We start from the raw sequence: 12,129 nt of genomic DNA on the forward strand, positions 1-12,129 counted from the left end.
CGTGATGGTGTCTTGATTCTATCGCACGGGGTGGGGCGGGCGTCCGGTGCTTATTGCTCTATGGTCACGTCGGTGTTGAAGGGGCTGTACTCGGCGAAGTGGGGGAAGACGTATTCCATGAGCAGGTAGACGGCGGCCGCTATCAGGGCGATAGCGATGATGATGCGCAGCCACAGGGGGCCGGGTAGGTGACGGAAAATCCAGGCGTACATGGGGTTCCTTGGGGTGGACGGCGGTGGTTGGCTTTAGCCGGCGATGGCGGCGATTTCTTCGGGGGCGCCTGCTTCAGCAGGCTGCCAGCTGACGAATTCGGCGTGAACTATGTAGCGTTCGGTATCGCCGTAGCGGGGGTGGCAGCTGGTGAGGGTGAGTAGGCGGCGGTCTGCGTCGGCGAGGGGCGCTTCGGGCTGGTCGGGGTTAGGGGCGATGACCTCTATCTGGGTAGGGAGCACAATCTTGTGCTCGTAGACCCGGTAGGTGTAGTAGCCCTCGGCGGTGCGCACGTAGATGTTGTCGCCGTTTTGGAGCAGGTCGATGTTATCGAGCACTGCACCGTTGGTTTGGCGGTGACCTGCTAGGGCGAAGTTGCCGTATTCACCGGGCATCTGGCTGCTGGGGTAGCGCCCCAGGCCCAGAGTGTCGAGCACGTCGGTACCTACACCTTCGGCGAGGGGCCGGGCGTAGTTTTGGCCCAGGCGGGGAATGTAGACCACGCCGTAGGCCTGCCCGTAGGCAGGCGGGGTGGCAACCGGTGGGTTGGCGGGGTCATAGTCGGGTACGACGTTTTCGGACGCCGCCCCCTCGGTCTTCTCCCCCTGGCCGGTGGTAGCAGGGCCGGGGCGTCCGCTGCCGCTGTTGAATTCTTGGATGAGACTGTCGACGGCCTGCTGCTGGGTGCGGTTGGCGTCGATGTTGGTCCACCAGAGCTGCCAGGCGACGAACAGGAGCAAGATAAGGCCCGCCGTAATCAGAAGTTCACCGACGATTTGGATAACCCATTGCAGGGGGGTACGGCTAGCAGGGGGACGCGCGCGGCGGCTAGCGGTGGGGGCTGCTGTGGTCACATCTCACCTCGGCGTGGGACGGTTGCGGGGACTGTTCAATGTTAGAACATTTTCAGGTGGTACGGTTAAAATCGTCCCTGACCGTATATTTTGTAAACTGCCGGGAGCGTGCTCCCCTACTGGAGGAAAAGTGGCTGAGTCGAAGTCTATTCGTGACGAGGATTTTGAAGAGGCGGAGCTGCGCCGCGTTGCTGAGTCGATGTACAGCGACGATGACTTCCCGTCGCCGACCCCCCTCTGGTATCGCGTGATTATGTTCGCCATGATTGTGATTGGCGTACTGTGGATCATTACTTTCTATATCTCCCAGTCGGTGTACCCGATTCCGGGTATCGGTAACTGGAATATCGGTATCGGCATTGGCTTCATGATGGTGGGTCTGGTTATGACCACCCGCTGGCGCTAGGGTGCCGCTGTGGCTGAGAAGAAACCTGAGACAACCAACCCCTCGAACTTAGCGCCGGTTGATCCGAACGAGACGCTGGAGCAGCGCGCCGATATTCGTGCCGCCCGGTTTGAGACCAAGCTGCGCCGGTGGGCGCTGTTTGGTGTGGTTGCCGCTGTGGCTATTTATTTTGTGTGGCAGGCGGTGGCGAGCTAGGCGTCCGCCCCCTCCTTTATCCCCGTTACCGGCCTACGGTAGCGGGGATTTTTGTGTGCGATAAAAGGCAATCAGCACTGTAAGGGCTAGGAGCTCTACCAGGGTTTGGGTGAGTACCGCCAGGGGCATGAGGGCGGACGCCGGTTCGTCGGCTAGAGCGGTTGATAGGCCGAGAACCAGGGGCAGTATCACGAGGGCATTTCGGGTGACTGCTGAAAAGGTGAGGGCGACCCGCTCGGGTGCGGGTAGGTCCCTGCCCCAGCGGCGGAGCAGGGAGCCAGAAAGCAACCCCATACATATAGCGTATAAGGCATATAGGTAGGCCAGGGGTATAAGGTACGAGGCAAGACGGGTAACATGAACGGCATAAGCGGCCGGGGTAAGAGCGAGCACCAGCACCATCAGCGGCACCATTAAAACACTTGCTGCATCTTCAGAATATTTCTGCAGGTGCCCACCTACTCCCTGAATAAGGGCTGCACCCAGCAGGGGAGTTACCACCACAGCTAGAGCAGCTACCAGCTGCGGCAGGGCCTGCCAGAGGGTGCCGTCAGCTAGAAAATCCCCTCGCCAGATACCGGCGGAACGGAAGAGCAGAAGCCACAGAGGAATGAGGCACATCTGTGCCAGGAGCAGGGGCGGGGTGCACGCCAGGAGGCGCACATGAGCGCCGCCAGCAAGACCGGCAAACGTCACCACATAATCTACACAAGGTGCCAGGAGCACAAGTGCTGCAGTAAACACCAGAAGATCGGGGATCTGAGGCACAAGTCGGTGAAGCCCCAGCAGAAGTAGCGCCACGACCGGGGGCGCGAGCAGAAAGTTGAGAGCCAGCAGAGTTTTAGTAAAACCGGTGAGCGCCCCGGGTTCCAGAAGGCCGCGGAGCGGAATCGTCAGGAAAGTGGCTAGGAGCAGCAGGCCGAGAGCCGGGGTAACCAGCGGCTGGGCAAGACCCGCAACCCCCGGCACAAAGGACGCTGCAAGCCCCACTGCCAGGGCAAGCAAGTAGAGCACCACCTGGTGTCTCTCCATGAAGCTGACCACGAGCGTCCTTTCCCTTAAAGCAACCTGCCCTCCCCTACTGTAAGGCAGGGAAGGGCAGGGCTACACAACACCTATCAGCTCGAGTTCAGCTGATTTTGCACTTTGGCTTGGGTATATACCTCAAGCAGTGTGCTTTATCTCGTCAGCGTTCTCACGCTGGGAGTCTGATTACGCTTCGGGAGCGGTGAAGGCTACGTCGAGGTTGATGACGACCTTATCTGAGACCAGCACGCCACCTGCTTCAACTGCGGCGTTCCAGGTGATGCCGAAGTCCTTGCGGGAGATGGTCGCTGAGACAGATGCGCCTGCGCGGGTAACACCGAAGGCGTCGACGACGGCACCGGTGAATTCGCCGGTGAAGGTGACGGGGCGGGTTTCGCCCTTGATGGTGAGGTTACCAGCGATGGTGAGGTCTTCACCGTCGAGCTCGAAGGAGGTTGACTCGAAGGTCATGGTGGCATGGGCATCTGCATCGAAGAAGTCTGCACTGCGCAGGTGGCCGTCACGATCAGCGTTGTTGGTGTTAACAGAGGCGATCTGTGCGGTTGCCTTGATGGTGGAGTCTGCGATGTTGTCAGCGATGACGAGCTGGGCGTCGACCTGTTCGAAGGTGCCGCGCACCTTGGTGATGCCTGCGTGGCGGACGGTGAAGCCTACCTCTGAGTGTGCTGAATCGTAGTTCCAGGTGCCTGCGGTAAGTTCTGCCATGATTGTGCCTTTCAAGCGGTACAGTTTGTTTTCAACAGTTATTACTTTACAAGTAAAGTTTTGCCCGCGCAAGCTGTGTGGCAAAAAATTTTACAAAGAAATTTTTTCAACCGGTGGGGCTACCTCAGCACCCCTTCGCCCACAGCTGCCGCATACACCCGTTCGCTCAGCCGGGCAAGCACGGGGGAGCTGATGTTCCAGTGCTGCCAGTAGAGCGGCACATCAACCGACTGGGGGGCCAGCTCCACCAGGTCGCCGGAGGCAAGAGCATCAAGGGCCTGCACTTCGGGCAGAATACCCCAGGCAATTCCACCCAGGACGGCCCGCGCGTAGTCAGGTGAACTAGGCAGGTAGATGGTGGGCGAGCTCTGCCAGGAGTCAGGTTCCACCGCGAAACGGTCGAGTAATAGGCCCCGGGCGGACGCGAGCCCGAAGTCCTTTCGGTCAAACTCCACCACCGGCGCAAGTGCCAGCTGCTCGGCAGTGACCTGCGGGTAGGCGGGGAAATAGCGGGTCAGATAGTCGCGGGAGGCAACCACACGGTAGCGAATATCACCCAGCTTCTCAACGGAACAACCGGTGATAGGCTCGGGGCGCGACGTCAGAGCCGCCATCACTTCCCCAGATCGCAACAGGGCGGACGAGTGATACTCGGCTTCTCTGCGCACGTCGCAGAAGATGCGGTCGTGGGCAGCTAGTTCTGCAACGGCCGAGAGGAACCAGGTGGCCAGCGAGTCTGCGTTGACGGCCACAGCTACGCTCTGCCCCTCTTCACTACCGCCGAGTTCACGCTCCATTTCTGCGTGCAGGAATTCGCTTTGCCGGGCAATACGCAGGACGCTCTGCCCCGACTTGGTGGGAGCCACCGGGTTAGTGCGCTTAAGGAGTACCCGCCCGGCCAGCTGTTCCATTGCCTTGACACGTTGTGAGATAGCGGAGGCGCTGACACCCAAAATATCGGCGGCTGCGTCGAAGGTGCCGTACTCAATGACGGTGACGAAGGTTTGGAGCTGGTCGGTCGTAAAGCGCATCATAAGAATATCTTATGCTATTGAAGTTTCATTAGATAGCTTTATGAATACTGGTCACCTACGATAGATTCTCGTGACTATCGCAGAAATCCTCCCCCACGTGCTCTTTGGCATCGGCACCTCGCTCTCACTCATCGTGGCTATCGGCGCCCAGAACGCCTATGTACTGAAGCAGGGCATCATCGGCAAGTTTATCTGGCCCATTGCCATCTTCTGCATTCTTTCTGATGCCCTGCTCATCGGCTTGGGGGTGCTGGGAATCGGGTCCCTGGTGGATTCAGCCGCCTGGGTGCTGGAGATTCTACGCTGGGGCGGCGGGGCTTTCCTCGTCATCTACGGTGCCATGGCCGCGAAACGAGCCCTGCGGCCGTCCGCTATGAAGGTCACCAGCGAAGACTCCGGGCCGCAAACCCTGGGTAAGGCCCTGCTTATTGCGGCTGCCATGACCTACCTCAACCCCCACACCTACCTCGATACCTTTGTTCTCATTGGTGGCATTGCGGCACAGCAGGGTGACTACCGCTGGCTTTTCTACGCGGGCACGGTCACAGGTAGCGCTATCTGGTTTACCCTCCTGGCCTCGTGCAGCCGCTTCCTGCGTCCTGTTTTTGCCAGCCCCCGCGCCTGGCGTGTGCTGGACGCCGGCATCGCCGCCCTCATGTTCTTCCTGGCCTACAAGGTCATGTTCGGGCACTAACGCACCTGCTCGACGACCTGCAGGTAGGTATCTGAAGTTTTTATCTCTACGGCCACAGAAGCAGCAGCCGTGAGGGCAAGACGATGCGCAGACACCGCAGCCTTTAGGGGCAGACCAATAGAGTCAGCTAACTCCAACCAATGTCGGCGACGCAGATTGCGCGTCCGCCCTGCTACAGGCAAAGCCAAAGAGTTATCCTATAAACCGGGGTGCACGGCACGTCATAGATTGGGGCAACTTCCCACTACCGGACGCCCTCGATAACCGGGCTTGTAAGAAAAAGTTACTGCCCCTTGTTGGTCTTTCGTGAGGTGTGCGGCAAGAGCACCTGCCACGTATATGTCCGCAGCTCTCACACCTTGGCCCCGAGCGCCCTTTCTCAATATCCCGAACGGTGCGGTCACTAACCCCAACCAGTTCGACCAACTCAAGCTGAGTAAGACGAAAGTGTCTACGGGCATCTCGGATAGCTGCACCTATAACTACTACCGTCTCCACCACTTCACCTTTCGGAAGAATTATTCTGAATATAGAGCTGTTTTTGCTTGTCTCACTGCGGTACTTCTACTTCGTGCGGGCCCGGTAGATATTTCGCACCATGACTGTGCGCCGCACCTGGCCGATGGCAGGCTCCAAGAACTCCTCCGCATACCGGGAATCCGTGCTAGTCTGCGCAGCAAAGTTAAGGGCAGCAAAAGCCCCCAGCACCATCGACACCTTCACCAGAACGTCCGTAAATGGAAACTGCACACCCAACAGGGTCACCTTAGATGCCTCAAAACCCAGCCAGCTTGTAATGGTGGCATCGGGGATAGCGATTGTGCCAAACCAAACAAAAAACAGAAAAACGACCCCGGCAAAAAGTACAGCCTGAATCATCTGCACCACAATCGGAAGAAGCACCAGGTTATTCCACTCGCCCCACCTAAAATCAGCCGGGCGGACCAAGCCCGCAGCGGGCAAATTTTCAAGCTCCTGACGCCACCTGTCCCCGGCCTGTAGAGCAGCACCCGCGTACTCGGCGTCCGTAAAATCCTCCACCTTATCCCCTTTACGGGCACCCAGCAGCCGACGGGTCTTCTCGGTTACTGTCGACGAAACAACCAGCAGGCTCAACACCGTCAGGATAGCGACCACCTGCAGAGTACGCTGCATACTCAAAGCCGCAGCCACACGCCAGATATCGCCGTTCACAAAAAAGAAGAGCACGGCGATCATGAGCACCGGCAGCACTTTGACCACCATGCTTGAAAGGGCAGCCAGCTCCTTCACAATCTGCCGAAGGGGCGGTACGAGGGCTAGGGCAATGAACAGGCAGAAAGCGGGGCAGAACGGGCGAGAGTCCATCGCGCATGCTCTCTCCCAGGAATAACCAGCGGAGCCCCGGCTGCTCTGAACCAGGTGTGTTTTTCTTGCTCGGTGAGTGTCATGCTCTGATTCTACGGGCTGGGCTGGAGGAGTATTTTTAACCGCACAGTATATAAAATATTTGTTCTATTTTTATAAAGAGTAGTTTTTGGGTACAAAAAAGCGAGGGGTTCTAGAGCGTTAGCTCTAGAACCCCTCGCTGATTTAACCCTTGGGTTATTATCTCAAAACCATACAGTGGACACAAACAAACAAAACTCAGTCAAAAAGTGTAAGCCTTCGGACTATTAGTACCAGTCAACTCCACGGGCATTCCCCGCGTCCATACCTGGCCTATCAACCCCATCATCTATAGGGATCCTCACACAACAAACGTTGCCAGGAAATCTCATCTCGAAACAGGCTTCCCGCTTAGATGCTTTCAGCGGTTATCCCTCCCGAACGTAGCCAATCAGCCATGCACCTGGCGGTACAACTGACATACCAGAGGTTCGTCCGTCCCGGTCCTCTCGTACTAAGGACAGCCTTTCTCAAATTTCCAACGCGCGCAGCGGATAGGGACCGAACTGTCTCACGACGTTCTGAACCCAGCTCGCGTACCGCTTTAATGGGCGAACAGCCCAACCCTTGGGACCAACTCCAGCCCCAGGATGCGACGAGCCGACATCGAGGTGCCAAACCATGCCGTCGATATGGACTCTTGGGCAAGATCAGCCTGTTATCCCCGAGGTACCTTTTATCCGTTGAGCGACGGCCGTTCCACAACGTACCGCCGGATCACTAGTCCCGACTTTCGTCCCTGCTCGACCTGCCAGTCTCACAGTCAAGCTCCCTTGTGCACTTACACTCAACACCTGATTGCCAACCAGGCTGAGGGAACCTTTGGGCGCCTCCGTTACTCTTTGGGAGGCAACCGCCCCAGTTAAACTACCCATCAGGCACTGTCCCTGACCCGGATCACGGGCCGAAGTTAGACATCCAGAGCGACCAGAGTGGTATTTCAACAACGACTCCACAAACACTAGCGTGCCTGCTTCACAGTCTCCCACCTATCCTACACAAGCCACACCGAACACCAATACCAAACTATAGTAAAGGTCACGGGGTCTTTCCGTCCTGCTGCGCGAAACGAGCATCTTTACTCGTACTGCAATTTCGCCGAGTTCATGGTTGAGACAGTAGGGAAGTCGTTACTCCATTCGTGCAGGTCGGAACTTACCCGACAAGGAATTTCGCTACCTTAGGATGGTTATAGTTACCACCGCCGTTTACTGGGGCTTAAATTCTCAGCTTCGCCACAAAATGGCTAACCAATCCTCTTAACCTTCCAGCACCGGGCAGGAGTCAGTCCGTATACATCGTCTTACGACTTCGCACGGACCTGTGTTTTTGATAAACAGTCGCTTCCCCCAATTCTCTGCGACCCATACACGCTCACGGCCGCACGGACCGGTCACGCTCAAGGCTCCCCTTCTCCCGAAGTTACGGGGACATTTTGCCGAGTTCCTTAACCATGATTCTCTCGATCGCCTTAGTATTCTCTACCTGATCACCTGTGTCGGTTTCGGGTACGGGCGGCTAAAACCTCACGTCGATGCTTTTCTCGGCAGCATAGGATCACCAAATCCCCCACAACAGGGTCCCATCACGTCTCAGGCCAACACCGGCGCATTTAACAACCGGATACCCTACACGCTTAGACCACGACAACCATCGCGTGGCTTGGCTACCTTCCTGCGTCACACCTGTTAATACGTTTACCTCCAAAAATCGGGTCCTGCAGTCCACCATAAGCCCCCCACCACAAACGGCAGGGTTACAAACAGCTTCTCACAGTTAGCATCAAAATATCAGTATGGGCGGTTTTTCGCCGGTACGGGAATATCAACCCGTTATCCATCGACTACGCCTGTCGGCCTCGCCTTAGGCCCCGACTAACCCAGGGCAGATTAGCTTGACCCTGGAACCCTTGATCATCCGGCGCACGGGTTTCTCACCCGTGATTCGCTACTCATGCCTGCATTCTCACTCGCATACCCTCCACCACTGGTTTACACCGCAGCTTCACCGGATACACGACGCTCCCCTACCCAACCAGCAAAAAACTGATTGCCATAACTTCGGTGGTGTACTTGAGCCCCGCTACATTATCGGCGCAGAATCACTTGACCAGTGAGCTATTACGCACTCTTTCAAGGGTGGCTGCTTCTAAGCCAACCTCCTGGTTGTCTAAGCAACTCCACATCCTTTCCCACTTAGTACACGCTTAGGGACCTTAGTTGATGGTCTGGGCTGTTTCCCTCTCGACAATGAAGCTTATCCCCCACTGTCTCACTGCTACGCTCTCACTTACCGGCATTCGGAGTTTAGCTGACGTCAGTAACCCTGTGGGGCCCATCGGCCATCCAGTAGCTCTACCTCCGGCAAGAAACACGCAACGCTGCACCTAAATGCATTTCGGGGAGAACCAGCTATCACAGAGTTTGATTGGCCTTTCACCCCTATCCACAGCTCATCCCCTCCATTTTCAACTGAAGTGGGTTCGGTCCTCCACGACGTCTTACCGTCGCTTCAACCTGGCCATGGATAGATCACTCCGCTTCGGGTCTAGATCCTGCCACTCAAACGCCCTATTCAGACTCGCTTTCGCTACGGCTTCCCCACACGGGTTAACCTCGCGACAGAACACTAACTCGCAGGCTCATTCTTCAAAAGGCACGCTGTCACCCCACAAGGCTCCAACGGCTTGTAAGCACACGGTTTCAGGTACTATTTCACTCCCCTCCCGGGGTACTTTTCACCATTCCCTCACGGTACTGATTCACTATCGGTCACTAGAAAGTATTTAGACTTACCAGGTGGTCCTGGCAGATTCACACGAGATTCCACGAGCCCCGTGCTACTCGGGTGGCACACACGCGGTCTAACACATTACGATTACAGGACTCTCACCCTCTCCGGTCGCCCATCCCAAGGCGTTCACCTACATGCTAGAACATCACGTCAACAGCCGGTTGAAACTGTTATGCGTACTCCCACAACCCCCATGATGCAACCCTCAACCGGTATCACACACCACAGGTTTAGTCTCTTCCGCTTTCGCTCGCCACTACTCACAGAATCATTAGTTATTTTCTCTTCCTGAGGGTACTGAGATGTTTCACTTCCCCCCGTTCCCTCCAACCAGCCTATACATTCAACTGGTGGTAACAAACCATGATGGCTTGCTGGGTTTCCCCATTCGGACATCCTGGGATCAACGCCCTGTTATCGGCTCCCCCAGGCTTTTCGCAGATTCACACGTCCTTCATCGGCTTCTAGTGCCAAGGCATCCACCGTGTGCCCTTAATAACTTACACACAGATAAAATCAAAGATAATAAAACCTTGACTAACTAAGTACAAAATCAAAAGTATCAAAGAAACCCAATCACTAGAGATTGAGAAATCTTCATTACATTCGAAGATGCTCGCGTCCACTATACAGTTCTCAAACAACAACCCGATACCACTCAAGGCAACCAGGAAAAACCTGACCACTACTCTCATGCCGGGAACCTGAGAGCAACAAACCACGCATGGCTTGTTACCTCAAAACCCAAAAGCGCACCAGCATCACACCATTCCTATCAGCACCCACCAAAGGGCACCTGAACCAACATTCCACCCATGAGCAAACCACCCAAACGACACTCGCGTCCAGCGTGGCTCAACCAAAATTGTTGAAGCTCCTTAGAAAGGAGGTGATCCAGCCGCACCTTCCGGTACGGCTACCTTGTTACGACTTAGTCCCAATCGCCAATCCCACCTTCGACGACTCCCTCCCACAAGGGGTTAGGCCATCGGCTTCGGGTGTTACCAACTTTCGTGACTTGACGGGCGGTGTGTACAAGGCCCGGGAACGTATTCACCGCAGCGTTGCTGATCTGCGATTACTAGCGACTCCGACTTCATGGGGTCGAGTTGCAGACCCCAATCCGAACTGAGACCGGCTTTTTGGGATTAGCTCAACCTCACAGTATCGCAACCCTTTGTACCGGCCATTGTAGCATGCGTGAAGCCCAAGACATAAGGGGCATGATGATTTGACGTCATCCCCACCTTCCTCCGAGTTGACCCCGGCAGTCTCCTATGAGTCCCCACCATTACGTGCTGGCAACATAGAACGAGGGTTGCGCTCGTTGCGGGACTTAACCCAACATCTCACGACACGAGCTGACGACAACCATGCACCACCTGTATACCAGCCCCAAAGGGAAACTCTATCTCTAGAGCGGTCCAGTATATGTCAAGCCTTGGTAAGGTTCTTCGCGTTGCATCGAATTAATCCGCATGCTCCGCCGCTTGTGCGGGCCCCCGTCAATTTCTTTGAGTTTTAGCCTTGCGGCCGTACTCCCCAGGCGGGGCACTTAATGCGTTAGCTACGGCGCGGAAAACGTGGAATGCCCCCCACACCTAGTGCCCAACGTTTACGGCATGGACTACCAGGGTATCTAATCCTGTTTGCTCCCCATGCTTTCGCTTCTCAGCGTCAGTTACAGCCCAGAGACCTGCCTTCGCCATTGGTGTTCCTCCTGATATCTGCGCATTTCACCGCTACACCAGGAATTCCAGTCTCCCCTACTGCACTCTAGTTAGCCCGTACCCACTGCAAACCCGGGGTTAAGCCCCGGGCTTTCACAGCAGACGCGACAAACCGCCTACAAGCTCTTTACGCCCAATAATTCCGGACAACGCTCGCGCCCTACGTATTACCGCGGCTGCTGGCACGTAGTTAGCCGGCGCTTCTTCTGCAGGTACCGTCACTTTCGCTTCTTCCCTGCTGAAAGAGGTTTACAACCCGAAGGCCGTCATCCCTCACGCGGCGTCGCTGCATCAGGCTTGCGCCCATTGTGCAATATTCCCCACTGCTGCCTCCCGTAGGAGTCTGGGCCGTGTCTCAGTCCCAGTGTGGCCGGTCACCCTCTCAGGCCGGCTACCCGTCGTCGCCTTGGTGAGCCGTTACCTCACCAACAAGCTGATAGGCCGTGAGCCCATCTAAAACCAGTACATATCCCTTTCCACCAGCATCCCATGCGGGAACTGGTCGTATCCGGTATTAGACCTCGTTTCCAAGGCTTATCCCAGAGTTAAAGGCAGGTTACTCACGTATTACTCACCCGTTCGCCACTAATCCAACCCTGCAAGCAGGGCCTTCATCGTTCGACTTGCATGTGTTAAGCACGCCGCCAGCGTTCGTCCTGAGCCAGAATCAAACTCTCCGTTAGAAAAATGAAGTAGTTGATGATCCTGGTCTCTGATTGTTAGCGAACCATTCACCACGGGGTGGTGTGGTTCGAGCTGACGAATCTGAAACCATGTGATTATCAAATTCAGTGAGAAACCAAGGGGTTTCTCACGTCTTGTATAAATATTTGGTATCAGTTCAACTTCCGCACTACCTGGTGTTCATGGTGAACACTAGTGTGTAGTGTGGACGATAAGAATGTTATGTATAACATTGGTACGCTATTGAGTTTTCAAGCAACAAACCGCATTCTCAACCCTAGCCAGTGGAACTGGCCGGTGTTTCGTATCGGTCATTCTCAAGTTTTTGTGTCACCCGTTTGGGCAACTC

General features: G+C 55.8%; 10 protein-coding genes and 2 rRNA genes. 3 read left to right on the forward strand and 9 right to left on the reverse strand.

The features are described from left to right. Positions 1-50 precede the first annotated feature (50 nt). Positions 51-212 (reverse strand): hypothetical protein, encoded by a 162-nt coding sequence (locus VSX42_RS06100; protein ID WP_185173726.1) that lies wholly within the window; start codon positions 210-212, stop codon positions 51-53. A 33-nt stretch (positions 213-245) separates the two neighbouring features. Next, the gene (locus VSX42_RS06105; protein ID WP_237223618.1) at positions 246-1,064 is read right to left on the reverse strand and encodes a class E sortase; all 819 of its coding nucleotides are present in this window, start codon (positions 1,062-1,064) and stop codon (positions 246-248) included. 130 nt (positions 1,065-1,194) lie between these two features. Between VSX42_RS06105 and VSX42_RS06110 the strand changes: the two genes are divergently transcribed. Then, positions 1,195-1,470, forward strand: coding sequence for a cell division protein CrgA (locus VSX42_RS06110; RefSeq protein WP_237186461.1), 276 nt, complete (start codon positions 1,195-1,197; stop codon positions 1,468-1,470). 9 nt (positions 1,471-1,479) lie between these two features. Next, positions 1,480-1,665 carry a long-chain fatty acid--CoA ligase gene (locus VSX42_RS06115; protein ID WP_326503441.1) on the forward strand — a complete coding sequence of 62 codons (186 nt, stop codon included), beginning with the start codon at positions 1,480-1,482 and terminating at the stop codon, positions 1,663-1,665. Between the two features lie 33 nt (positions 1,666-1,698). Here the strand turns inward: VSX42_RS06115 and VSX42_RS06120 are convergent, their stop codons facing one another. From VSX42_RS06120 to VSX42_RS06130, 3 genes are all read right to left on the reverse strand, one after another. Next, complete coding sequence (locus VSX42_RS06120) at positions 1,699-2,709, reverse strand: arsenic resistance protein (RefSeq protein WP_326503442.1); 1,011 nt, start codon at positions 2,707-2,709, stop codon at positions 1,699-1,701. A gap of 168 nt (positions 2,710-2,877) precedes the next feature. Next, positions 2,878-3,417, reverse strand: coding sequence for a YceI family protein (locus VSX42_RS06125; protein ID WP_326503443.1), 540 nt, complete (start codon positions 3,415-3,417; stop codon positions 2,878-2,880). 119 nt (positions 3,418-3,536) lie between these two features. Further along, positions 3,537-4,451 carry a LysR family transcriptional regulator ArgP gene (locus VSX42_RS06130; RefSeq protein WP_326503444.1) on the reverse strand — a complete coding sequence of 305 codons (915 nt, stop codon included), beginning with the start codon at positions 4,449-4,451 and terminating at the stop codon, positions 3,537-3,539. A 70-nt stretch (positions 4,452-4,521) separates the two neighbouring features. Here VSX42_RS06130 and VSX42_RS06135 point away from each other — a divergent pair, with 70 nt between their 5' ends. Next, complete coding sequence (locus VSX42_RS06135) at positions 4,522-5,145, forward strand: LysE/ArgO family amino acid transporter (protein WP_326503445.1); 624 nt, start codon at positions 4,522-4,524, stop codon at positions 5,143-5,145. A gap of 192 nt (positions 5,146-5,337) precedes the next feature. Here the strand turns inward: VSX42_RS06135 and VSX42_RS06140 are convergent, their stop codons facing one another. The 4 genes from VSX42_RS06140 to VSX42_RS06155 form a co-directional block, all read right to left on the reverse strand. Beyond that, complete coding sequence (locus tag VSX42_RS06140; protein WP_326503446.1) at positions 5,338-5,646, reverse strand: helix-turn-helix domain-containing protein; 309 nt, start codon at positions 5,644-5,646, stop codon at positions 5,338-5,340. A gap of 63 nt (positions 5,647-5,709) precedes the next feature. Continuing rightward, complete coding sequence (locus VSX42_RS06145) at positions 5,710-6,492, reverse strand: hypothetical protein (RefSeq protein ID WP_326503447.1); 783 nt, start codon at positions 6,490-6,492, stop codon at positions 5,710-5,712. Between the two features lie 288 nt (positions 6,493-6,780). Next, positions 6,781-9,872: ribosomal RNA gene (locus VSX42_RS06150) — 23S ribosomal RNA — on the reverse strand. A 376-nt stretch (positions 9,873-10,248) separates the two neighbouring features. Next, positions 10,249-11,779: ribosomal RNA gene (locus tag VSX42_RS06155) — 16S ribosomal RNA — on the reverse strand. The 16S and 23S rRNA genes sit together here, the layout of an rRNA operon. Positions 11,780-12,129 lie beyond the last annotated feature (350 nt).

The sequence above is a fragment of the Rothia nasimurium genome, from assembly GCF_035916755.1.
In the GTDB taxonomy this organism is placed as follows: domain Bacteria; phylum Actinomycetota; class Actinomycetes; order Actinomycetales; family Micrococcaceae; genus Rothia.

What these genes read in the sequence shown, in the direction of transcription:
- VSX42_RS06145 (WP_326503447.1), bottom strand. Translation starts at nt 6,492, where the DNA reads ATGGACTCTCGCCCGTTCTGCCCCGCTTTCTGCCTGTTCATTGCCCTA.
- VSX42_RS06130 (WP_326503444.1), bottom strand. Translation starts at nt 4,451, where the DNA reads ATGATGCGCTTTACGACCGACCAGCTCCAAACCTTCGTCACCGTCATT.
- VSX42_RS06125 (WP_326503443.1), bottom strand. Translation starts at nt 3,417, where the DNA reads ATGGCAGAACTTACCGCAGGCACCTGGAACTACGATTCAGCACACTCA.
- VSX42_RS06100 (WP_185173726.1), bottom strand. Translation starts at nt 212, where the DNA reads ATGTACGCCTGGATTTTCCGTCACCTACCCGGCCCCCTGTGGCTGCGC.